The 23,017-nt window shown below is 63.1% G+C and carries 21 protein-coding genes; 9 read left to right on the plus strand and 12 right to left on the minus strand.

Going from position 1 to position 23,017, the window contains the following annotated elements; all coding sequences use genetic code 11:
- Both GHK62_RS05895 and GHK62_RS34095 read left to right on the plus strand, forming a co-directional pair.
- Positions 1 to 503 (plus strand): formyltetrahydrofolate deformylase (locus GHK62_RS05895; protein ID WP_153437393.1); only part of this gene is annotated, 503 nt, incomplete at its 5' end.
- Positions 504 to 769: 266 nt separating this feature from the next.
- Positions 770 to 958 (plus strand): hypothetical protein, encoded by a 189-nt coding sequence (locus tag GHK62_RS34095; RefSeq protein WP_167528163.1) that lies wholly within the window; start codon positions 770 to 772, stop codon positions 956 to 958.
- A 259-nt stretch (positions 959 to 1,217) separates the two neighbouring features.
- Here GHK62_RS34095 and GHK62_RS05900 read toward each other — a convergent pair whose 3' ends face one another.
- Both GHK62_RS05900 and GHK62_RS05905 read right to left on the minus strand, forming a co-directional pair.
- Entirely contained in the window at positions 1,218 to 2,693 is a 1,476-nt protein-coding gene (locus GHK62_RS05900) for a M81 family metallopeptidase (RefSeq protein WP_153437394.1), read from the minus strand.
- Between the two features lie 19 nt (positions 2,694 to 2,712).
- Positions 2,713 to 3,204 (minus strand): hypothetical protein, encoded by a 492-nt coding sequence (locus GHK62_RS05905; RefSeq protein WP_153437464.1) that lies wholly within the window; start codon positions 3,202 to 3,204, stop codon positions 2,713 to 2,715.
- Between the two features lie 113 nt (positions 3,205 to 3,317).
- On the opposite strand from GHK62_RS05905, the gene GHK62_RS05910 reads away from it, so the two are divergent.
- From GHK62_RS05910 to GHK62_RS05935, 6 genes are all read left to right on the plus strand, one after another.
- The gene (locus tag GHK62_RS05910; RefSeq protein ID WP_153437395.1) at positions 3,318 to 3,707 is read left to right on the plus strand and encodes a RidA family protein; all 390 of its coding nucleotides are present in this window, start codon (positions 3,318 to 3,320) and stop codon (positions 3,705 to 3,707) included.
- 22 nt (positions 3,708 to 3,729) lie between these two features.
- Positions 3,730 to 4,593: a MurR/RpiR family transcriptional regulator gene (locus GHK62_RS05915; RefSeq protein WP_153437396.1), complete on the plus strand. Its 864-nt coding sequence runs from the start codon at positions 3,730 to 3,732 to the stop codon at positions 4,591 to 4,593.
- A 19-nt stretch (positions 4,594 to 4,612) separates the two neighbouring features.
- The gene (locus GHK62_RS05920) at positions 4,613 to 5,389 is read left to right on the plus strand and encodes an SDR family oxidoreductase (RefSeq protein ID WP_153437397.1); all 777 of its coding nucleotides are present in this window, start codon (positions 4,613 to 4,615) and stop codon (positions 5,387 to 5,389) included.
- A 23-nt stretch (positions 5,390 to 5,412) separates the two neighbouring features.
- The gene (locus tag GHK62_RS05925; RefSeq protein ID WP_153437398.1) at positions 5,413 to 7,332 is read left to right on the plus strand and encodes a beta-N-acetylhexosaminidase; all 1,920 of its coding nucleotides are present in this window, start codon (positions 5,413 to 5,415) and stop codon (positions 7,330 to 7,332) included.
- Between the two features lie 10 nt (positions 7,333 to 7,342).
- The gene (locus GHK62_RS05930; RefSeq protein ID WP_153437399.1) at positions 7,343 to 8,776 is read left to right on the plus strand and encodes a M81 family metallopeptidase; all 1,434 of its coding nucleotides are present in this window, start codon (positions 7,343 to 7,345) and stop codon (positions 8,774 to 8,776) included.
- 81 nt (positions 8,777 to 8,857) lie between these two features.
- Positions 8,858 to 10,072 (plus strand): MFS transporter, encoded by a 1,215-nt coding sequence (locus GHK62_RS05935; protein ID WP_153437400.1) that lies wholly within the window; start codon positions 8,858 to 8,860, stop codon positions 10,070 to 10,072.
- A gap of 52 nt (positions 10,073 to 10,124) precedes the next feature.
- Here the strand turns inward: GHK62_RS05935 and hutU are convergent, their stop codons facing one another.
- From hutU to GHK62_RS05960, 5 genes are all read right to left on the minus strand, one after another.
- The gene (hutU, locus tag GHK62_RS05940; RefSeq protein ID WP_184108720.1) at positions 10,125 to 11,798 is read right to left on the minus strand and encodes a urocanate hydratase; all 1,674 of its coding nucleotides are present in this window, start codon (positions 11,796 to 11,798) and stop codon (positions 10,125 to 10,127) included.
- A 2-nt stretch (positions 11,799 to 11,800) separates the two neighbouring features.
- Positions 11,801 to 12,616, minus strand: a complete 816-nt coding sequence (gene hutG / locus GHK62_RS05945; RefSeq protein WP_153437402.1) for an N-formylglutamate deformylase — start codon at positions 12,614 to 12,616, stop codon at positions 11,801 to 11,803.
- A 1-nt stretch (position 12,617) separates the two neighbouring features.
- Positions 12,618 to 14,153 (minus strand): histidine ammonia-lyase, encoded by a 1,536-nt coding sequence (hutH, locus tag GHK62_RS05950; RefSeq protein WP_153437403.1) that lies wholly within the window; start codon positions 14,151 to 14,153, stop codon positions 12,618 to 12,620.
- On the minus strand, positions 14,150 to 15,397 hold the full coding sequence (gene hutI / locus GHK62_RS05955) for an imidazolonepropionase (protein WP_153437404.1): 1,248 nt from the start codon (positions 15,395 to 15,397) through the stop codon (positions 14,150 to 14,152). Before hutI ends, hutH begins: the two co-directional genes overlap by 4 nt.
- Before the next feature lie 672 nt (positions 15,398 to 16,069).
- Positions 16,070 to 17,254 (minus strand): MFS transporter, encoded by a 1,185-nt coding sequence (locus tag GHK62_RS05960; RefSeq protein WP_153437405.1) that lies wholly within the window; start codon positions 17,252 to 17,254, stop codon positions 16,070 to 16,072.
- 135 nt (positions 17,255 to 17,389) lie between these two features.
- Between GHK62_RS05960 and GHK62_RS05965 the strand changes: the two genes are divergently transcribed.
- Positions 17,390 to 17,758: an ArsR/SmtB family transcription factor gene (locus tag GHK62_RS05965; RefSeq protein WP_153437406.1), complete on the plus strand. Its 369-nt coding sequence runs from the start codon at positions 17,390 to 17,392 to the stop codon at positions 17,756 to 17,758.
- 150 nt (positions 17,759 to 17,908) lie between these two features.
- On the opposite strand, the gene phnN is transcribed toward GHK62_RS05965, so the two are convergent.
- From phnN to phnE (GHK62_RS05990), 5 genes are all read right to left on the minus strand, one after another.
- Entirely contained in the window at positions 17,909 to 18,496 is a 588-nt protein-coding gene (phnN, locus tag GHK62_RS05970) for a phosphonate metabolism protein/1,5-bisphosphokinase (PRPP-forming) PhnN (protein ID WP_153437407.1), read from the minus strand.
- Positions 18,493 to 19,632 carry an alpha-D-ribose 1-methylphosphonate 5-triphosphate diphosphatase gene (locus tag GHK62_RS05975; protein WP_153437408.1) on the minus strand — a complete coding sequence of 380 codons (1,140 nt, stop codon included), beginning with the start codon at positions 19,630 to 19,632 and terminating at the stop codon, positions 18,493 to 18,495. The genes phnN and GHK62_RS05975 overlap by 4 nt, the downstream gene beginning before the upstream one ends.
- A gap of 1 nt (position 19,633) precedes the next feature.
- Entirely contained in the window at positions 19,634 to 20,341 is a 708-nt protein-coding gene (locus GHK62_RS05980; RefSeq protein ID WP_184108672.1) for a DUF1045 domain-containing protein, read from the minus strand.
- Between the two features lie 175 nt (positions 20,342 to 20,516).
- Positions 20,517 to 22,031 (minus strand): phosphonate ABC transporter, permease protein PhnE, encoded by a 1,515-nt coding sequence (gene phnE, locus GHK62_RS05985; RefSeq protein ID WP_153437410.1) that lies wholly within the window; start codon positions 22,029 to 22,031, stop codon positions 20,517 to 20,519.
- Positions 22,032 to 22,040: 9 nt separating this feature from the next.
- Positions 22,041 to 23,003: a phosphonate ABC transporter, permease protein PhnE gene (gene phnE / locus GHK62_RS05990; RefSeq protein ID WP_153437411.1), complete on the minus strand. Its 963-nt coding sequence runs from the start codon at positions 23,001 to 23,003 to the stop codon at positions 22,041 to 22,043.
- Positions 23,004 to 23,017: the final 14 nt, after the last annotated feature.

Consider the following 23,017-nt stretch of genomic DNA (forward strand, 5'->3'; position numbering starts at 1 on the left):
TGGTCGTCAACCACGACATCCCCTTCCACTGCATCAAGGTGACGAAGGAGAACAAGCCGAAGGCCGAAGCCCAGCTGCTGGAACTCGTCGAGCAGACCGGGGCGGAACTGATCGTGCTCGCCCGCTACATGCAGGTCTTGTCCGATGCGCTCTGCAAGAAGATGTCGGGGCGGATCATCAACATCCACCACTCGTTCCTGCCGAGCTTCAAGGGCGCCAACCCCTACAAGCAGGCCTATGAGCGCGGCGTCAAGCTGATTGGCGCGACGGCGCATTATGTCACCGCCGATCTCGACGAGGGTCCGATCATTGAGCAGGACATTGCCCGCATCACCCACGCGCAGTCGTCCGAGGACTATGTCTCGATCGGCCGCGACGTCGAAAGCCAGGTGCTGGCCCGCGCCGTCCACGCCCACATCCACCACCGCTGCTTCATCAACGGCAACCGCGTCGTCGTCTTCCCGCCGAGCCCGGGGAGCTATGCGTCGGAGCGGATGGGGTAATCAGCAGGCGAAAATGGTGGCTGAGAAAGGCGTCGGATGCGGGCAGAGAGCACTGCGGCGACACGGGCAAAGACACGGCAACGGGCGCCGCCAAAGGATGTCGGAACAAGAAGCGGCGAGCTCATCCGCCGAGGGGAGCCGGCCCCGCATGATCGCCCCATCGCCAGCGGAGGGGTGCCAGGCAAATGCCGTATGTCATAGTTTATCGCTTGCTTCATTAGACTTTAGTAGCATACCCTGGTGTTCAACGCTTTGGGAGGAGCAAGATGACGGAACGAGTAGAAGCCGAGAAGCTTTCGAACCACACCGCCACCAAGGTTTGGTCTGTCCACGAGTTTTGCCGACGGCATCGCCTATGCGATGAAGAAGAACGGCGGCTAACCCTCCTCTTTGGCGCGTTCGCCACATCCCGGGAACTGCTGCATAATGCCAAGCGGGCGCCCAAGTGGCGGTGACGGTGCGGAACGCCCGCCGGAATGGATCCCGCACCCGTCCCTGACGCAGGCTTGGTTGCAAATGACGCTGCGCCCTGAAAGGAAAACCCGGCTCTACGGCCGGGTCGGATTTCAGAGCTTGAATACAAATATAGCCCGGATCGAAGTGGCCAGAGGACCGAGGTGCGGAAGATACCCGAACCTGCGCACACTGTGGTGCCGCAAGGCGAAATCGGGCTTCGTGATATCGAACTGACGCCGAAAAACACTCCGGCGATGCTCAGGCGGCACCTCTTTCCGCCGCAAACGGGTCGGTGACCATCGGCCAGATGTCGCGCCGCACGCGCCTGTAGGGCGTCTTCGCCGGATTGTTGGGGTAGGGCGTTCCGGCCGAGCAATAGAGGATCTTCGACGCAATCTTCGAGAAGGACGCGAAGAAATGGTTCGTCGATTTGACGACCAGGATCTTCTTCGACCGCGGGTCAATTCCCATCACGGAGAACAGGCTCGGGTCGAAGCTCTGTGCGCGGGTGGAATTCAGGATGATGTCGATGCCGCGATGCCAGATGTGCGCGGCGTCGCCAAAGGGCGCGAAGCTTTCTCCGAACCGCATTTCGGCGTTTCGCACCAGACTTATGACCGTGACCGTTCCGTCGATCGGATTGCCGGTACCTGGCGCGGATTTCGCGCCGAAACGCAACGGGATCTCGGCGCCTTCGCCTGCGGCCATGCAGATCTGCACGGCCATAGGGTCCCAGATGGTGCCGACGGCAGCATCGGTGACGCCATTGGCGAGCAGTTCTTCGAGCACCACGGTCGCATCACCCGCCGTACCGCCGCCGGGATTGTCCCACATGTCCGCGATCACCACCGGACCGGCGGTCGCAGCGATCGCCTCGGCGACCGCTTGGCGTTCGTCGAGTTCCGGCATCCGGAACGTGCCGCGTTTGGCGAAGAGTTCAAGCCCAAGGTCGCGGGCAAGCGCCTGGCCTTTCTCCCGGTTGCCATCGGTCACTGCTATCATCTTCGTGCCCATTTCCGGCACGTCGCCAGCCATGAAGCCATGCACGACCGAGAGCGAGAGCACGTCGGTGTCGTCTCTCTCGATCTCCATGAGCTTGTCGACGAAGCTGCGCATGGGTTCGCGCGACGTCGGAAACACGTCGATCATCCGGCAGTCGAAGACCGACATGACCGGCTTGACGCGGCCTTCGAGCGTATCGACGGCGATCCGCCACAGATCCTTGGCGCGATCGACGAAATCCGTATGCGGAAACTCCTTGAAGAAAACAAAGAAATCGGCCGCCGCGATCCGTTTCCCGGTCAGATGGCTGTGCGGGTCGAGTTCAGCGCAGAGGAGCACTTCGGGCCCGATGAGTTCGCGAATGCGCGTCAGCAGATCACCTTCAGTGTCCTCGTAGCCGTCGGCGACCATGGCGCCATGCAAACCGAGAACGACAGCATTGACGGGAAGGGCGGCCCGCAACTGATCGAGGATCTCGTCGCGCAGGCTTTCATAGGTGTGGCGGTTCACGAGACCGGCGGGGTCCGCCCAGGCAGCGGTCCCCTCGATCAGTTCCCAGCCCTTTTCGGCCGTGACCTGCCGGCCGACGGTGATCGGTGCGGTGCAAAGCGTCGGTGTCTCCGGATGGCTGCCTGGCGGCGCATAGAGCGAAGCCTCGAAGGCTCGCTTGTCGATGCAGATCGGCGAGAAGGTGTTGGTTTCGGTCGCCAAGGCCGCCGTAAAAATTCGCAATGCTGTCGCCTTTTTTCGCCTAGTTCGATCCCATCGGGTTGGGCAGGTAGCCGGTAAAGCCGCAGATCTTCCAGCGGCCTTGATGCAGCCGGCAATAATAGACCGTCTGCCACTTCATGACATCAAAGCTGCCATCGGACTTCTTCAGGCCGCCGTCGAACTTCTTGCGCGCCAGCGCCAGCTCGCCGTTGATCTCTATGTATTCCAAAGTGGTTGTCGCGAAGATCGCCGCGCGCGGGTCCTCGGCGAAGGATTGGCTGGCGAAGTCCTTCGCCTGGCGCAGCCATTCGTCGCGATAGGCTGCTAGCGAGGGAAAGGAGAGACGCCAATTGTCGGGGTTTTCGTCCCGCCTTCCGTCGATCCCGATGAAGCCGTCCTCGACGAAATCCTGCGCGACCAACGACCAGTCTGCAGCAAGGAAAGCGTCTATATCTCGCGTCACCAACATGTCCCAGATCGCATGTCGGGCAACATCGGAGGTGGGGAACGGATTCTGGAAGGGATCCCGCATCACTTCGCCTTGGATTGAAATTCTTTTCATAAACCAGGATTTTCTCTGGTCAAATTCCGTATTCTGTGGTGACTTGTCAACGGATAAAGAAAATAATTTGCACGAAGGTCACTATGTCCATCAAACGTTATGGCGCGGAGCAGGCCGGAGCGGGTGGCAAGTCGCTGCCGTTTGCGCGGGCCGTCGAGGCAGACGGCTGGCTGCACGTTTCCGGTCAGGTCGCCATGGAAAACGGTGAGATCATCGACGGCAATATCGTCGCGCAGACACACAAGGCGATCGGCAATCTCCTGGCCATTTTGAAAGAGGCCGGTTACGGTGTCGAACACGTGGTGAGGATCGGCGTGTGGCTGGATGACCCGCGTGATTTCTGGAGCTTCAATAAGATCTATCAGGAATATTTCGGCGCTCATCCTCCTGCGCGCGCCTGCGTCCAGTCTTCGATGATGGTCGACTGCAAGGTTGAAATCGACTGCGTCGCCTACAAGCCGAAGGACGCCTGATTGTAAGGGGGGTGGGCGTTCGATGGATATTTTCGCGACACTGCAGGAGGAAAAGGGGCGGCTATCCCAGTCGGAGAACCGCATTGCCGATATCCTGCTCAATGATTTCGAATTTGCCGTGAACGCCTCGATCATCGAGCTTGCGGGCAAGGCCGATGTGTCGCCGCCGACGGTGACCCGTTTTTGCCGGCGTCTCGGCTGCGAAAGTTTTTCCGACTTCAAGGTGCAACTCGCCCGCACCGCCTATATAGGCATGCGCTACCTGAAGCCCGAGCCGAAGAGCCAGGAACCGGCCGACGTCGCGCAGGACATCATTACCAAGGCGCAGAATGCACTCTTCCTGCTGCACCGCTCGCTTGATCTCGCCGCGATCGAAGAGACTGCGGAGCGGCTGGCCAAAGCGGAAATGATTTACGCCTTCGGTTCGGGCGGCAATTCCTCGATGATTGCCAGCGAATTGCAGAACCGCCTCTTCCGGCTCGGACTGCGCATTACTTCGAGCTCCGATCACAGCATGCAACTGATGATGGCGGCCGCGGCCAAGCCGAAGGACGTGCTGATAGGTTCTTCCCTGTCGGGGCGCAACGCGGAACTCGTGCGTGCCTTCACGCTCGCTCGCGAAGCCAGAGTTCCGACGATCGCGCTGACCCAGAGCGGCAGCCCCGTCGCGCTTGCCGCCGACATCACCGTTCCGGTCGATCTGCCGGAAGGCAACAACATCTATCGTCCGACATCCACGCGCATCGCCTATGTGGCCTTGCTTGATATCATCGCCAGCCTCGTCGCCTACCGTGTCCAGCCGCAGGCGACGGCGACGCTGAGGCGCATCAAGCAGCAACTGGTGGTGCACAGGGATGGCGACGATCGCCAGCTTCTCGGAGACTGATGTGCCACAGGAGTGCCGCATGAAGAAATCCGTAGCGATCGTCACCGGAGCGGCCGGTGATATCGGTCGCGCAATCGCCGGTCGCCTGGCCGATGATCATGAGGTGGTCGTGCTTGCGGACATCGACGGCGATGCGGCGGAAAAGGTCGCACGCGACCTCGGCACGCAAGAGCGCTTCGCAGCCATTACCTGCGATGTCACGGATGCCGCGAGCGTCGCGTCGATGGCGGCGGCGGCCGGGTCGCTCGGAGCGGTGCGCACGCTCGTCAACAATGCAGGTGCGGCACGCGCCGTCAGCCTGCATGATACGACGCCGGAAATCTGGCGCATGGACAATGCACTCAATCTCGAAGCGGCATTCCTTTGTTTCCGGGCCGTTGAGGACATGCTGAAGGAAAGCCGGGGATCGGTCGTCAACATCGCATCCGTCAACGGCATGAATGTTTTCGGGCATCCGGCCTATAGCGCCGCCAAGGCCGGCCTGCTTCACCTGACCCGGCTGATCGCGGTGGAATACGGTAAATTCGGCATCCGCGCCAATGCGGTGGCGCCCGGCACCGTGCGCACCCAGGCCTGGGAAGCGCGCGCGGCCGCCAACCCGCAGGTCTTCGAGGAGGCGAAGCGCTGGTATCCGCTGCAGCGCATCGTCAATCCGGAAGACGTCGCCAATGCCGTCCAGTTCCTGGCAGGCCCTCAGGCCAGCGCCATATCCGGCGTTTGCCTGCCGGTCGATTGCGGGCTTACCGCAGGCCAGGCGGAACTCGCACGCACCTTTTCGCAATCCATCCATTACTGACAAGCCATATCGGGAGGACGCTCATGCAGCCGGTTTGTTATCGCCTCGAATCTGCCTGGCAACCGGATGGCGGCCCGTTCGGACGCTTCACCTTCACCCTCGTCAATCTCTCTGATTCTCCACTCCGCGATTTTCGCCTCGTCTACACATCGCTGACCCGCATCATCGATGGGGCCGCCTGCGAGAACGCCGTCTTTCTGCGCCGCAATGCCAATTTCCACGAATTCGCACCGCCAAAGGGATTTATCCTTGGCGCGGGCGAGAGCTGGACCTTTACGGTCAGCGGGCTGCACCGGCAGGCAAAACACTGCACGGACGGCGCAAAGTCCGCCTATCTGACGCTCTCAGACGAGCGGCATGTGCCAGTAGCGGTTTCCGATCTGCTGCTGGAAGGGGCTACGAGCGAGCCTCCACCGCAGCGCTTGCCGCAAGGCAAGATCGACCTGCCCTACGCCTTGCAGCCCTGGCCGGCGAAGATCGACGTGGTCCCGGGTGATGGATTCCCGGTCGTTCTTTATCCGGAATCCGGGAGCAGCAAGGACGAGATCAGCGCGGCCGATACGGTGCTCGCGCTCTTTCATCGTCTCTTCCCGGGCGGCCACGCTCCGTTCACGCTCGCTTCGTCCCCACAGGGTCGCCCGATCGTCTTCGCGGAGAAGCCCGAACTTGGTCCTGAGGCCTATGCGCTGGCCTTTTCCGAGCGCGAGATCCGGCTCGAATATGGCGCCGCTGCCGGCCGGCAGTACGGGTTGACGACGCTCGCGCAGCTCCTTGACGGGGCGCGCAGGGAGGGGGGCAAGTTCCGCTTTCCCGTCTCGGGCACGATTTCGGACCAGCCCCGTTATGGCTGGCGCGGCTGCCATCTCGACGTTTCCCGTCAGTTCTATCCGACCGCCGATGTCATGCGGCTCATCGATATTCTCGCCTGGTTCAAGCTCAACATCTTCCACTGGCATCTGACCGATGACGAAGCCTGGCGGCTGGAGATCAAGGCCTATCCCACGCTGACGACGCTCGGTGTGCTTCGCGGGCCGGACGAGCCGATGCTGCCGCAGCTTGGCAACGGCGCCGAACCGGTGGGCGGCTTCTACAGCCAGGACGAGGTGAGGGCGATCGTCGCCCATGCCGGCGCGCTCAGTATCGAGGTCGTTCCGGAGATCGACATTCCGGGCCATAGTACGGCCGCGCTCGTCGCCCTGCCGGAGCTCGCCGATGGGCAGGAGGCTCCCGAAAGCTATCATTCGGTCCAGGGTTACCCCAACAATGCGCTGAACCCGGCCATTCCGCTGACATACGAATTCCTCGAAAAGGTCTTCGACGAAATGGTCGAGCTCTTCCCCAGCCAATACATTCATGTCGGCGGCGACGAGGTGGCCAATGGTTCGTGGCTGGCCTCGCCATTGGCGCGCAAGCTCATGGAACAGGAGGGCATATCCGGGACCTTTGCGCTGCAGTCCTACTTCCTCAAAAAAGTGAAGCAGATGCTGACGGCGCGCGGCCGCAAGCTCGTTGGCTGGAACGAGGTCGCCCATGGCGGCGGCGTCGGCACCGAGGGCACGCTGTTGATGGCCTGGGAGAACCCGAAGGTCGGGATCGAGCTGGCGCGCGAAGGCTACGATGTCGTGATGACGCCGGGGCAGGCCTACTACCTCGACATGGCGCAGGCCGAAGCCTTCCAGGAGCCGGGCGCAAGCTGGGCCGGAACGGCAACGCCTGCGCACACCTATGCCTATGAAGCGGAAGGCGAATTTCCGGAAGAGCTGAAGCATCGCATGAAGGGCGTGCAGGCCTGCATCTGGTCGGAGCATTTCCTCTCGCGCGGTTATTTCAATCGTCTCGTCTTCCCGCGTCTCCCCGCCATCGCTGAGGCGGCCTGGACGCCAAAGGCGCAAAAGGACTGGCTGCGTTTCGCTGCGATCGCCCCTCTGAGCCCGATTTTGTGAGTCTGAAGCCATGCGGATCGCCGTCGGTGGAATCCATACGGAGTGCAGCACCTATTCGCCGGTTTTGATGACGGGCGAGGACTTCCGGGTGCTGAGGGGAGCGGAGCTCCTGAAAGCGGACTATTTCAGCTTTCTCGAGGCTGACGGCTTTGAGCATGTCCCGCTCCTTCATGCACGGGCCGTGCCCGGCGGTCCCGTTTCGCGCGCGGCTTACGACGCCTTCAAGACGGAATTCCTCGAGCGGCTGGGTGCTGCTTTGCCGCTCGACGGGCTCTATCTCGCGATGCACGGGGCGATCAAGGTCGACGGTATGGACGACGCCGAAGGTGACTGGATTTCCGCCGCGCGCGCCGTTGTCGGGCCGGATTGCCCGATCGCAACCAGCTATGATCTCCACGGCAATGTCAGCCAGAAGATCATCGATGAGATCGACATCTTTGCCGGCTACCGCACCGCGCCGCACATCGATACGCGCGAGACAATGGTCCGGGCCTGGTCAATGCTGGTGGAGGCCCTGCGCACGGGGACGCGGCCAGGCGTCGCCTGGGCGCCCGTGCCGCTGCTGCTGCCCGGAGAATGCACGTCGACGGAGGATGAACCTGCGAGCAGCCTTTACCGGCGGCTGCCGGACTTCGATCAGCGTCCCGGTATTCTCGACGCCAACCTGATGGTCGGCTATGTCTGGGCGGACGAGCCGCGGGCGACCGCTTGCGCGGTGGTGACGGGATCGGACAAGGCGGCCGCCTCGAAGGCAACGGAAGAAATCGCTGCAAGCTATTGGAACGAACGGGAGAATTTCCGTTTCGGTCCGGTCACCGGTCCGCTCGAAGCGATGCTCGACATCGCCGAGGAGGCAGTGACGAGGCCCGTCATCCTCGCCGATTCCGGGGACAATCCCACCGGAGGCGGCGTCGGCGACCGGGCGGACGTGCTGAAGGCGCTTCTTGCACGAGGCTGGCAGGACGCGCTGGTCGCCGGCATTGCCGACTGGCCGGCCGTCGTAGCCTGTTTCGAGGCCGGCGAAGGCGCGACGCTGGCTTTGAGGCTCGGCGGCAGCCTCGACCCGTCGAGCCCTGTGGCGGACGTGACGGCCACTGTCGTGCGGTTGGACGATCCGGGTCCGATTGCCGAGCGCCAGGCGGTCGTGAAAATCGGCGGGATCCAGGTGGTGCTGTCAGCGCGCCGGCGTCCCTACCACAACATAGAGGACTTCCGTCGCCTTGGCCTCGATCCGAGCACCGTAGACCTGCTCGTCGTCAAATCCGGTTATCTTTCGCCGGAGCTTGCGCCGATTGCCAATCCCAATCTGATGGCGCTCACCGACGGTGTCGTCAATCAGGACATCAAAAATCTCGCGAGCGAACGCCGCCAGCGGCCGGTGTTCCCGTTCGACCGCGATTTCGATTTCGAGCCAAAGGCGCGCTTCTCGGCTCGCTGGACCTGAGACAAACCCAAGCCTTCCTGCAACGACCGCCCCATCTTGGGGCGGTCTCCTCATAAGACTTCGCACTTCGCGGATCCACCCATGTCTTCCTCGCTTCTCTTCGCCATGCGCGACCCGGTTATCCGGGCGAGTGTGCTTGCCATCTTTCTCTTCGGCTTCTCGGGCGCTGCGACCTCGCCCTATCAGTCGGTGGTCGGGATTGCCGAGCTTGGCTTGAGCGACGGGTTCTATTCCGCGCTGATCTTCATTGCGGCGCTAGTCAATGTCACCGTCAGCGTCACCGTCGGCATCGTTGCCGACCGCGTCGGCAATTACCGGACGCTGATGTTGGCGGTCATCCTCTCTGGCGCTGTCGGCTACGGCCTGGTCTACGCGCTGCCGACAAAAACGAGCTTCGTCATTGCCATGTTGTTGCTGCTGCCCGTCCACGGCGCACTCAACTCGCTCCTGTTCGCCAATGTCCGCACCGCGGCGAACGGCATGGTTGGCAAGGATGCGGCAGCGGTCAATTCCGGCGTGAGGGCGGCTATATCGCTCTCGTGGGTTCTTGTTCCGGGGTTGGTCGGCTTCGTGCTGTCGGCGCGCGGCAGCATGCTGCCTGCCTACCTGCTGGCGAGTCTCGGCTGTATTGGTAATCTGTTGCTGATCTTTTTCCTGCTGCCCGCTCGCAGCGGGGTCGATCCGATCCTGAGCAAGCGGCTTTCCTATCTCGCATCCTTGGCGGAGATTCTCTCGCCGCGTGTTCTTGCCCGGCTTGTCGCTGTGGCGCTCATCTGCTCGACGCTGCATGTCAATGCGGCCGTGTTGCCGTTGATCGTCACCGGTGCTGCGGGAGGTTCGGCCACGGATATCGGCATCGTCGTCGGTGTCGTGGCGCTGCTGGAGGTGGTCTTCATTCTGGTCTGGGGACGGATCCAGTATCGCCTTAGCCATATCGACGCGCTTGCGCTCGGAACGGCTATCTACGTGGTCTATATGGCGCTGCTCGGCTTTTCGTCCCGCCCCTGGCACATTTATGCGCTGACACTCATCAGCGGCTTCGGTGCGGCAGCGCTGATCAGCATCCCGATCACCTATCTGCAAGACCTGATTGCCGACCGGCCGGGGCTTGGGAGCTCGTTGATCGCAGTGAACATCTTTTTGGGCGGTGCACTCAGCGCGGCGCTTTTCGCGCTCGGTACGCGCATCAGCGATTATTCCGGAACAGCGCTGCTTGGTGCGGCTGCGGGGATTGTAGGCTGTGCCTTGCTGCTTTTCCTAGACGGAGCCCGTCGCCGGGCAGTTTCCATGCCGTAACCGTCGCCTGTAAAGGCGAGCGGGAGGCCGCGGCGACCTCCCGCGTTCTTCGTCAGTTCCCGAGAATGCCGGGCAGGCGCAGGCCCTTTTCCTTGGCGCAGTCGAGCGCGATGTCGTAGCCGGCGTCGGCATGGCGCATGACGCCGGTCGCCGGATCGTTCCACAGTACACGTTCGATCCGCCGGTCGGCGTCCTCGCTGCCGTCGCAGCAGATGACGACGCCCGAATGCTGCGAGAAGCCCATGCCGACGCCGCCACCGTGGTGGAGCGAGACCCAGGTCGCGCCGGACGCCGTGTTCAAGAGTGCATTGAGGAGCGGCCAGTCGGAAACGGCATCGGAACCATCCTTCATCGCTTCCGTCTCGCGGTTCGGCGAAGCGACGGAGCCGGAATCGAGGTGGTCGCGACCGATGACGATTGGAGCGCTGAGTTCGCCTTTGCGAACCATTTCGTTGAAGGCAAGGCCGAGGCGGTGACGGTCTCCGAGACCGACCCAGCAGATGCGCGCCGGCAAGCCCTGGTAGGCAATGCGCTCCTTGGCCATGTCCAGCCAGTTGTGCAGGTGCTTGTTGTCCGGCAGCAATTCCTTCACCTTCGCGTCGGTCTTGCGGATGTCCTCCGGGTCGCCCGACAGTGCTGCCCAGCGGAACGGGCCAATGCCGCGGCAGAAGAGCGGGCGGATATAGGCCGGCACGAAGCCCGGAAAGGCAAAGGCGTTTTCAAGACCCTCGTCCTTGGCCATCTGGCGGATGTTGTTGCCGTAGTCGAAGGTGGGGACGCCCATGTTCTGGAAAGCGATCATCGCCTCGACGTGCTCGCGCATCGATGCGCGTGCGGCCCTTTCCACGGCCTTCGGGTCGCTGACGCGCTTGTCCTTCCACTGGCCCATCGTCCAGCCCTTCGGCAGATAGCCGTTGACCGGATCGTGGGCGGAGGTCTGGTCGGTGACCATGTCGGGCCGAATGCCGCGGCGAACCATTTCGGGGAGGATTTCCGCGGTGTTGCCGAGCAGGCCGACGGATTTTGCTTCGCCCGCCCTGGTCCAGCGATCGATCATCTCCATCGCCTCGTCCAGCGTCTCGGCCTTGGCGTCGAGGTAGCGGGTGCGCAGGCGGAAATCGATCGAGTCCGGATTGCATTCGACGGCAAGGCAGCAGGCGCCGGCCATGACCGCGGCGAGCGGCTGTGCGCCGCCCATGCCGCCGAGGCCGCCGGTCAGCACCCACTTGCCCTTGAGGTTGCCGCCGTAGTGCTGGCGGCCGGCCTCGACGAAGGTCTCGTAGGTTCCCTGGACGATGCCCTGCGAGCCGATATAGATCCACGAGCCGGCGGTCATCTGGCCGTACATGGCGAGACCCTTCTTATCCAGCTCGTTGAAATGGTCCCAGGTCGCCCAGTGCGGCACGAGGTTGGAGTTGGCGATCAGCACGCGCGGTGCGTCCTTGTGGGTGCGGAAGACGCCAACCGGCTTGCCGGACTGGACGAGCAGCGTTTCGTCCTCGTTGAGATCCTTGAGCGTCGCGACGATCCGGTCGAAATCCGCCCACGTACGGGCGGCGCGACCGATGCCGCCATAGACGACGAGTTCGTGCGGGTTCTCGGCAACATCCGGGTCGAGATTGTTCATCAGCATGCGCATTGGTGCCTCGGTCAGCCAGCTCTTGGCGCTGAGCTCGGTGCCACGCGGGCTGCGCACCTCGCGGATATTGTGGCGCGGGTTATTCACGTTCATGCCTCACTCCCTGTCAGTTTGAGGGCGAATGCCATTGTTTCGATGCGTTTCAGGATGGCCTTGAGATGGGTGCGAAGGCGTTCGGCCTTGGCGGGATCCAGCGCGAAGGGCGGCGCTTCCGTTGCCAAATGCGTGGACTGGGCAAGCTCCATCTGGATCGCGTGGACACCCGTTTCGGGTCGGCCATAGTGGCGGGTGGTCCAGCCGCCCTTGAAGCGCCCGTTCAGGATGCTGGTGTAACCCTCTGCCGAAGCGGCGATTTTTGCCGTTGCCTTCTCTATTTCGGCGGCACAGGTCTTACCCATGTCCGTGCCGATATTGAAGTCGGGAAGCTTGCCTTCGAAGAGGAACGGAATATGCGAGCGGATTGAGTGGCAGTCGTAGAGAACCGCCACGCCATGGATCGCCTTGACGCGCTCGATCTCGGCGGCGAGCGCCGCGTGATAGGGAGCATGGAAATCGCGAAGGCGCGTCGCAATATCAGCCCCCGTCGGTGCCTCACCATCCTTCCAGATAGACACACCGTCGAAGTCGGTTTCCGGCACGAGACCGGTGGTGTTCTGACCGGGATAGAGGCTCACGCCTTCCGGGTCGCGGTTGGCGTCGATGACGTATCGGTGGAAGGTCGCGCGCACGGTCGTGGCTCCCGGCAGAAGCCCTTCGTAGAGCTCGTGGATGTGCCAGTCCGTGTCGGCGAGGATGCGGCCGTTGTCGTTGAGCCGTTCCCAGATCGGCGCGGGCACGTCGGTGCCCGTGTGGGGAAAGCCAAGGATGACGGGGGAGGTGCCCCGATGGACTTCGAAAACGGCCATGTCAGAGATCCAGCTTCGGAAGAATGCCAGCGGAGACGGCGGCGTTGAGCGCGCCAGATGCGACCAGTTCGCCGGCCGCCTTGAGATCGTCGGCCATGTAGCGGTCCTCTTCGATCGTCAGCGACACGCTGCGTACGGCAGCCACTGCCTTCGACAGTTCCGCGCTCGTCGTCAGCGGCGCCCGGAACTCGACCCCCTGGACGGCCGTCAGGGCCTCGATGCCGATGATAGAGAACAGGTTGTCGGTCATCTGCAGCAGGCGGCGCGCACCGTGGCAGGCCATCGACACGTGGTCTTCCTGGTTGGCGGATGTCGGCGTCGAGTCGACCGAAGCCGGATGCGCGAGTTGCTTGTTTTCCGACATCAGCGCGGCGGAGGTGACCTCCGCGATCATCAGGCCCGAATTGAGCCCGGGCTTTTTGGCCAGGAACGCCGGCAGGCCGTAGCTCAGCGCCGGATCGACGAGAAGCGCGATGCGGCGCTGCGCGATCGCGCCGATTTCGCAAACCGCAAGCGCGATCTGGTCGGCGGCGAAGGCCACCGGTTCGGCGTGGAAATTGCCGCCCGAGACGACAGAGTTGTCCGAAAGCACCAGCGGATTGTCGGTGACGGCGTTGGCCTCGATCGTGAGCGATGCGGCGACAGAGCGCAAGAGGTCGAGGCAGGCGCCGTCGACCTGTGGCTGGCAGCGGATGCAGTAGGGATCCTGCACCCGTTCGTCGCCCTCGATGTGGCTCTGCCGGATCACGGATCCTTCGAGCAACTGGCGAAGGGCGGCGGCCGTGTCGATCTGGCCCCGATGGCCGCGCAGCGTATGGATATCGGGATGGAAGGGCGCGGACGACCCCATTGCGGCATCGGTCGAAAGCGCACCGGTAATGAGCGCCGCCTGCGCGGCGCGATGGGCACGGAAGAGACCGGCGAGCGCCAGAGCGGTGGACGCCTGCGTGCCATTGATCAGGGCGAGGCCTTCCTTGGCGGCGAGCCTCACGGGCGTAAGACCGGCCTTTTCAAGCGCGGCTGCGCCCGGCATGCGCTCACCATCGAAGAACGCTTCTCCGTGGCCCATCATCACGGCCGCCATGTGCGCAAGCGGCGCAAGGTCGCCGGAGGCGCCGACCGACCCCTTTTCCGGGATCAGCGGGATTACGCTCCGTTCCTGCATCGCCTCGATCAGGCGGACGAGCTCGAGCCGGACGCCCGAAGCGCCGCGGCCGAGCGAGACCAGCTTCAGCGCCATGATCAGCCGGACGATGTTTTCCGGCAGCGGCGCCCCGACGCCGCAGCAATGCGACAGGATGAGGTTGCGCTGCAGCGTCGTGACGTCGGCGCTGTCGATCTTGATCGAGGCAAGCTTACCGAAGCCGGTGTTGATGCCGTAAACCGGCGCATTGCCGGCCGCGATTTCGGCGATGCGGGCAGCGCCCTTGGCAATGGCGGCGTCGAAGGCGGGATCGAGGCGGGCCGGTTCCCGGGTCCAGTAGATCGTCTCCAGATCCTTGAGCGGAACGGAGCCTGGCTTAAGTACGATGGTCATTGGCCGATTCTTTCGCCTCCAAAGATGCGCTGATGCAGCGGATTGAAGCCTATCCGATAGATAAGTTCGGCAGGCTCATCGATGTTCCAGATCGCAAGGTCCGCGGATTTGCCGACCTCGATCGTGCCGGTCTTGTCGAGAATTGCGAGCGCGCGTGCGGCTTCGCGCGTGACACCCGCGAGGCATTCGTCGACAGTCAGCCGGAAGAGCGTCGCCGACATGTTCATGGTCAGAAGCACCGAAGTCAGCGGCGAAGTGCCCGGATTGCAGTCCGTCGCAATGGCGATGCGCGCGCCTGCATCACGCAGGGCTTGAACCGGCGGCAGTTGCCTTTCCCGAAGCGTATAGAATGCACCGGGCAAAAGCACGGCGACGGTTCCGGCCTTTGCCATGGCCGCAGCGTCTTCCGCATCGAGATATTCAAGATGGTCGGCCGAAAGCGCGCCGTATGAAGCCGCGAGCTTGGCGCCGCCGAGATCCGAAAGCTGCTCGGCGTGGAGCTTGACCGGCAGGCCTAGCGCCTTCGCGGCGTCGAAGACTCGGGCGATCTCGTCGGGTGAGAAGGCGATGCCTTCGCAGAAGCCGTCAACGGCGTCGACGAGGCCCTCGGCATGGGCGCTCTTGAGACCCGGCAGCACGACATCGGCGATATAGTCGCCGTTGCGCCCTTTATATTCGGGAGGCGTCGCATGCGCGGCGAGATAGCTCGTGACGATGCGCACGGGGCGCAATTCTTGCAGGCGGCGCGCGGCCCGCAGCATCTTCAGTTCGGCCTCGATGTTCAGGCCATAGCCCGACTTCACCTCGACCGTCGCGACCCCCTCGCCAAGCAGCGTGTCGAGCCTCGGAAGTGCTGCTTCCACCAGTTCCTCGACCGAGAGGGCATTGGTCGCCTTCACCGTCGAGGCGATGCCACCGCCGGCGCGCGCGATTTCCTCGTAGGTGGCACCTTCGAGCCGCAGCTGGAATTCACGTGCGCGGTTGCCGCCGTGGACGATATGGGTGTGGCAATCGATGAGGGCCGGCGTGATCCAGCGGCGTTCACAATCGATTACCTGGTCGGCTCGGGCAATGTCCAGGGGCAGGTCTTGTTCTGTGCCGACGTAGACGATCCGGTCGCCGCGGGTGGCGATGGCACCTCTCTCGATGACGCCGAGCGGCCCCATATCCTCGCGAAGCGTTGCAATGCGCGCATTGCGCCAGAGGCTTGTATTGCCTGAGCTTGGGTTGCTGTTTTCGTCCATGGATTACCGCCCTTCTTCTGCGATAATGTATAGACATATTATTGCCAATGACAAGCGAAAATTCACCGCGTTATGGCAAGAGGCGTCCGGGTCGGCGTGATACGAGAGAACATAGGGTGATCTTGCGACATGGAAGGGCCGGGCTGCAGGCGCCGGAGATCCGAGGCTTCAGTCGGGCATTGTTGTCAGCGGCGCAGTGTGCTGCTGTCGCTAGGTGGAGTTGTGCCGTTCAGGGCGCGGCGACCTTGGCGATCGCCTCATTGTCCGCACCGTCTATCCGGAACACGTCCACAGTGTAGGGAGGACAGGTCGCTCGACGGTGCAGCACTGTCGCGATCAGCCGGCACGCCTTCCGGATCCAGATCGCGCATGCCGTAAGCCTGTTTGCATCCCTTGGAGGCGGAGGGCGTCGAAGAACTCGGCCGGAGCGTATTTGGAACGGTTAATCGGCTGGGTTTGCGATTGGCGAAATTGGACCAGCCTCAGTGGTCCCACCGGGCGTCGCCGCCTGTGATGAGTCGGCCGGCGCGGACCGGCTCTCGTGCTACGCGCCGGCTTCACTACAGCGCCGCACGTCCAATCGGACGCGCAAAGGTCGCTGTAGCACTTTGATTTGCTGCATGATTTTATCCTTAAATCGATTCCGATTTAAGGAATCATGCAGTAAGGGACCTATTCCGCCAGGCTCGCCGCGAAGCGCCGCCGGTAGGAGCGCAGGCCCGCGTAGAGCGTGGCGAGGGCGGCCACCGGAAACAGTGCCGCGAAGAAGCCGAGATTGGCTGCGGCCGTGTTTTCCAGCACCCGCCCGCCGAGCGCGGTGCCGCTGGCGATGCCGAGATAGATCGCCGAGGCGTTGAGCGACAGCGTCAGATGTGCCACCTCCGGCGCGAAGGCGACGATGCGACTGGCCTGTGCCGGCGGAAACGCCCAGCCGATGATGCCCCAGGGCACCATGATGCCGACCAGCAGCAGGCCGGCGAGGCCGCGTGGCAGGAGGTGCAGCCCAAAGGCAATCGCCAGCGACACCACCAGTGCCGACATCAGCGAAAGCACCACCATGCGCGTCGCGCCGACCCGGTCGGCCAAATAGCCGCTGGAAAGATTGCCGATCACCGCGCCCACGCCGAAAGCAAGCAACAGGCCCGGCAGCGCCATTTTCGAAAGTCCGGCCCCGTCGATCGCCAGCGGCGCGAGGTAGGAGATGATCATGAATCCGCCCGCGAGATAGAGATAGGTCACCGTCAGCGACGAGGCTACGCCGGGGAGACCGATGGCGCTGAAGCGCTCGGCAAGCGTCAGCTTCATTCCGCTGAGACCCCGCGGCAGGCGCAGCCACAGCACGGTGGCGCAAGCGAGCCCGAGCAGGGCGACCGCCTCGAATGTACCACGCCAGCCCCAGAACGCCGCGATCAGCGCGCCGAGGGGCGCGCCCAGCGCCACTGCGAATGTGGTGCCGCCCACCACGATCGAGATTGCGAGCGCGCGGTGCTCCGAGCCGGCCAGCGAAACCGCCGTCGCCTGGGCTGTGGCAGCAAACAGTCCGCTCGCCATTCCCATCACGATCTGGGCGAGCAGCAGCGTGGTGAACGAGACGCTCGTCGCAGCGATCCCGTTGCCGACCACGAAGGCAAGCATCGCAGCCACAAGCAGCCGCCGACGGTCAGCCGTCCCGGCCAGCGCCGAAAGCAGCGGCGCGCCGACGGCGTAGGAAAGCGAGAACACAGTGATGAGGTGCCCCGCATGAGGGATCGTCGTGTGGGTGTCGGCTGCAATCGATGGCAGGAGGCTCGAAAAAACGAAGCCGACCGTGCTCATCGTGAAAGAGCCGACAGCGAGCCAGATGAGGCGCTTGTCCATTGGGGATCCTTTGTTCAAAAGATGTTGAACTATTGAACATGACCGGTCGCCGTGTCAATATGCCTTTCTATCGATCCTTTGTGAGCGACAGCCCGCCGCGTTGAACTGCCGTGCTGGCGCAGCTATCTTCGAACCATGACATTACCCCATCCCACCGCCGAACAGATCACCCTTTCCAACGTGCTCGGCGCGCTCGGTGACCCGACGCGCCTGGCGATCGTGGGCTATCTCGCGCGCCGCGAGGGGCGGCCGACCATGTGCCTGAGCTTCACCGATTTCGGCTCCAAGACCAATATCAGCTACCACCTGGCCAAGCTGCGCGAGGCGGGCATCACCCGCATGGAAGTCTCCGGCACGAGCCGGCTGGTGACGCTTCGGCGCGACGACCTTGACAGCCGCTTTCCAGGTCTTCTCGATTCCATCATCGCCGCTGCGGTCGACATGCCCATGGTGAAGAAGATCGAGGACGCCACCGAGGAAGCGCTGGCGCAAGGCGAGCCGTGATAGCAATGTCCGCCGGGGCATCGGACCTGTTGGCCCCGACAAAGCTGTAGGTGGGCGACGTCTGTTGCCTGTCAATGGGTGCAGCGCAAAAAGGACCCCGGACTGTTTGGTCCGGGGTCCCTCGTAAACGTTCCGATCCTTCGTTCTTGCTCAGGCTGGATGATGCAATGCCGCGCAATGCCGCTCGACGAGCGCGACGAAGCGCTGCCCGGCGACGTCGAGCCGGCCGCTATTGTCGATCACCGTGACGTCGGGTCCGGCGATAATGTCGGGCGCCTGCCGCGTGAGCCGGCGCAACACGTCTTCCTCGCTCTCGCGGCCGCGCTCGGCCAGGCGCTTCGCCAGCACCGCCGGGTCTGCAGTCACCAGCGCGACGGCGATGGTGCCGAAGGCCTCGCGAATGGCGGGGAGGGCGGCGCGGCTGCCGTTGACGATCGCCGTCATGCCGCTTGCGACCCTGTCGGCGATCTCGACCGGAACGCCGTAGCTCAAGCCATGGGCCTGCCACGAAACGGCAAAGGCGCCGCTTCGGCTCATGTCCTCGAATTCCGCGGTTGAGACGCTTTCATGCACTTCACTGCCGGCATCCGATGGACGCGTGATCACGCGCCGCACGAAGAGGATATCCGGGCGATACGCGAAATGGCGCGCGGCGAAGCCCATGACGCTGTCCTTGCCTGCCCCGCTCGGGCCGACGACGACGATGAGCCCTCCGCGCCCCTGTCCGACCGCCGTCATGCGACACGCCGTCCTTCGCGCCAGACGGAGCGAACAACTGGAATGCCTTGAGGACGGTGGACGCGGGCGATATCGGCGCGCAGCCCGACGGCGATCCGGCCGCGATCGTCGAGACCGACGGTGCGCGCCGGCGTCGCTGTTACCATGGCGATCGCCCGCGGCAGGTCGATTGCCTCGACGTCGTCGGCCAGAATGAAAGGCGCATGGATGAGGCTGAAGGGGACATAGTCGGACGAAAGCACATCGAGAACGCCGCGCTCGGCGAGATCGCGGGCGGCGATGTTGCCAGAATGCGACTTGCCGCGCACGATATTGGGCGCGCCCATCAGCACGCTCAATCCGGCGCGATGCGAGGCTTCCGCCGCCTCGAAGCTCGTCGGGAATTCCGCCAGACGGATGCCGTAGCCGATCGATTCCTCGACATGCGCGACCGTCGCATCGTCATGGCTGGCAATGGTTATGCCCCGTTCGGCGCACGCCTTTGCCAGCGCCGTGCGATGAGGCGCGGCGTAACGCGCGGAAAGCGCCTGCTGACGCTCGACGAACTCGGCGAAAGCCTCGTCCGAAAGGCCGCGCTTCGTCTTGTAGTAGAGCGTGTACTGATCCATCGTCTGGAACTGACGCTGCCCTGGAGCATGATCCATCAGCGAGACGAGGCGGACCTGCGGGTCGTTCTGAAAATCCTCGTAGTGATCGAGGACGTCGGAAGTCGAAACTTCGCAACGCAGGTGGATGAGGTGGTCGGCGCGCAGGCGTCCTTCCTCCTTGGCCTGCGCCAAGGCATCCGCCATGCTGCGCATCTCGCCCTTCTGGAAGCCGCCGTCCTCGTCCGAACCCAGGCGCAGGCAGTCAAAGACGGTGGTGATTCCGGAGGTGACGACCTGGGCGTCATGGGCCTGGATCGCCGCGATCTTCAGCCAACGCACGCCCGGGCGCGGAGAGTAATGCGCCTCCAGATGGTCGGTGTGAAGTTCGATCAGGCCGGGCAGCAGGTAGTCGCCTTCGAAATCTTCGCCCGTGCTGCTGGCCCCTTCGGAAATATCGGCGATACGGCCGTCGCGGATGAGGACGGAACCGTTGACGATCCTGTCCTCGAGAACGATGCGGGCGTTGCTCAATACCTGTTCTTTGCTCATCTCATGCGATCTTTCGTTCGGATGCGCCGCCAAGCGGCAGTAGGGAATAGACGGTAAACGGCGCGCCGCGATGGGGCTCGACGAAAAGTGCAATGGTCGCAACGTCGAGCGGCTTGCCAGTGAATTCCTCGAAGGCGGCGGTAAGCGTCTCGCGCATCACTGGTTGCGTCTCCTTCGGCACCGGTCCCGTCAGCGTCATGTGGAACTGAAATTCCTCGAACACGTAAGGGTAACCCCATGTCGTAAGATATTCGCGCTGACGCCGCGTGAGCCTCTCCGGATTGCGGCGCGCGATATCGGCGTCCGACAGCGGCGCCCGGAACGGCTCGAAACGGCGAACGGCCTGTTCCGCCAGGCTTCGAAGCGGCGGGCAGTCTTCGGCCGGGACGAGCGCGAAAAACGGCCCGATCTGATGCAACACGATCCGTGGCACCTCGAACGCCTCGATCTCCGCCGCAAACTCATCGAAGGCGGCGAGCAGATCCGCTTCACTCTTTCCCTCAGCGAGTTCGAACGGCGCCTTCAGCGTTCCGTGAAAACCGTATCGTCGCGGGTCCGCCGTCAATGCCATCTGGTTTTCGCGCCCGAGCGCCGGCACCTCCGGCCAGCTCAGTGCTCCGTCGATAAAGGCGTCGCGGCCAAGCCAATGGGCTGCGGTCTGCGTCAGCCGGTCATCGGCCGGCAGCGCGAAGTAGATTGCATAACGCACGAGTCTCACTTTCTGTGTCGCTCGGCCCGCCTCCGGCGGGTCGATGTTCGCGGGGTGCGATGCGCAGCTAGCCGATTTGCATGACAAGATCATGATGACTTCGGTGCGAAACGCAAATCGGATCAGAGCGGGATGAGGAAGTGCGTGCGGTTTTCCGCCCGCATCCCGCTCCAATTTAATGTGCCTTTCGTCCCATCAGCCGCGAGCGGCACGCGTTCGAGATGCTGTCGAAAATGAAGACAACCATCAAGATCAGAAGCACCATATAGGCGACATTTTCCCAATCGGAATTGGTGCGCATCGCCTCCCACAATTTCAGCCCGATGCCTCCGGCGCCGACGGCGCCGATGATCGTCGCCGAGCGGGTGTTCGATTCGCAGAAGTAGAGCGCCTGGCTGGCAAAGACCGGGAGCACCTGCGGCAGCACCCCGAACCGCTGCACCGCGATCGGCGTCGCGCCGACGGATTTCACGCCTTCGCGCTGCTTGTCGTCGATGTTTTCAAGCGCCTCGGAATAGAGTTTGCCGAGCGTGCCGGTATCGGTGAAGAAGATCGCCGAGATGCCGGCGAGCGGACCGGGGCCGAAGGCGCGCGTGAAGAACAGCGCCCAGATGAACATGTCCACCGACCGCAGGAAATCGAAGAACCGCTTGGCGAGCTGGTTGGCGAAAAGGTTCGGCGTGATGTTGCGCGCGGCGAGGAAGCAGAGCGGAAAGGCGATCATCGATGCGAAGAGGGTGCCGACGAAAGCCATGACGACCGTCTGAAGCAGCTTGGTCCAGACGTCGAGATGCTGCCACTCCGCGTTGTAGAGAATGTTGTTCCAGGCAAGCGAAAGGTTGGAGCGTGCCGGATCGATCCGCTCTCCGGAGACAATCAGCGATGCCACTTCGCCATAGGGCTTTCCGAAGAACGGCGAGTTGGTATCGAAGAGGAAGTTCGCCCAGCCGAAGAACCGGTTGCGGATCGAGACTTCGTCACCCTCGACCTCGGCCCAGCCCGTCAAGCCGAAGGAGAGCGTGATCTTTTCTCCCGGCCGCTTTTGCGTGGCCCAACGGGGCAGGGGGCCTTGCGGCGTTACCGTATCCGCGCCGTCGACGGTCATCGTCAGCGTCTCGCTGCCGTGCGTCGCCTTAACCAAGCCGTCGCCGATCTCGATGTTTGTCGAACGGTCATAGGCAAAGAGTGCGCGAACCACGACTTCTTCGGTGCGGGTCTCGACGCGGTTTTCTGCTTGAGCGGTCTGGGCGCCGCCGAGCGCGGCATTCGGCGCCATGAAATTGAAGAATGAACTTGCCTTCGGTTTCGACGGCTGAGCAGCGGCCGGCGCCTCGATCGTACGGGTCACTGTCTTCTTCTCAAGCGTGACCCAATCGGGCGTGGGATTGGCGCCGAGCGGCGAATTTCGCGCGTAGGAGACGGCCATAGTGCCATCGGCCGCGATCGCAATTTCCGGCCGGACCTCAAAGGACACCCAGTCGGCGAGATAGGTCCCCGCGATGCCCCAATTGGCATTGGCAAGCACGTGGCCGATCGAAAAGAACCACCAGCTGAAAACCAGGTAGAGCAGCACGCCGATGCCGATCAGCGCGGATTTCAGTCTCTTTCTGGAGGAGGACTGCAGCAGGTGCGGATGGCGGGCAGCGATTGCTTCCATTTCAAGGAGGCTCGGCTTGGTCGAGGCGGTCATGGTGCGCTCCTACTGGGCGAGCTGAAAGGCCTGATCGCCGACAAGGCGGCGGCGGAGCCATGCTGAAAACTGGTCGACGGCGAAGATCGTCGTGAACAAGAGAATCACGATCGCGATCGTCTTCGCCTCATGATCCTGGCCGATCGCCAGGCGCAGCAACTCGCCGATACCGCCGCCGCCGACGGCGCCGATGATCGTCGAGGCGCGCACATTGATCTCGAGGCGAAGCAGGAAATAGCTGGTGAAATTCGGGAGAACCTGCGGAACGATGCCGAACCAGACCCGCTCGATCCAGTTGGCGCCAACGGCGCGCAAGCCTTCCTCCGGTTTCATGTCGGCGTTTTCGACGACCTCGAAGAACAACTTGCCAAGCGCGCCGATCGTGTGGATTGACACCGCCGCAATCGCGGGTATGGGGCCCAGCGACAGGATCGCCAGGAAGAAGCCGGCAATGACCACTTCGGGGAAGGCGCGCAGGATCTCCATCAGCCGGCGCACCGGGCCCCTGATCCAGCGATTGGGCATGAGATTTCGCGCGGCAAGGAACGAGAGAAAGAAGCCGAAGAAGACTCCGATCACTGTCGAAAAGATGGCAATGTTCAGCGTCTCCAGCATCTTGTGAAAATATTCCGGGATGTAGAGGCTGTCGGTGAGGTAAAGCCGGCCGTCCGGATAGTTGTACCTGAAGCTGCCGTCGTCATAGGGCGACGGCAAGTCGAACATGGCGCGCACGATTTCCATGGCGTCGCGCGGGACCAGATCGCCGACAAAATCGAAGAAATGCGGCAGGCGATCAAAGAACTTGCCGGCGTTCGAATCGTTTGCGAACCAGAGCGAGGCGGAGAGCGTCAGAGCGAGGAGCGCCAGGCCCAGGAAGGTGTAAAGCCGGCGGCGGGCATTGAGCTCCTGCCAGTGGCGCTCCACCAAGGCGCCGCTCTCGCTCAGTTGTCGGGAAAGCACGGAAGTGGCCATGGGGTTTCCGGCGG

This window comes from Sinorhizobium terangae (assembly GCF_009601505.1).
GTDB classification, from domain to species: Bacteria; Pseudomonadota; Alphaproteobacteria; order Rhizobiales; family Rhizobiaceae; genus Sinorhizobium; species Sinorhizobium terangae.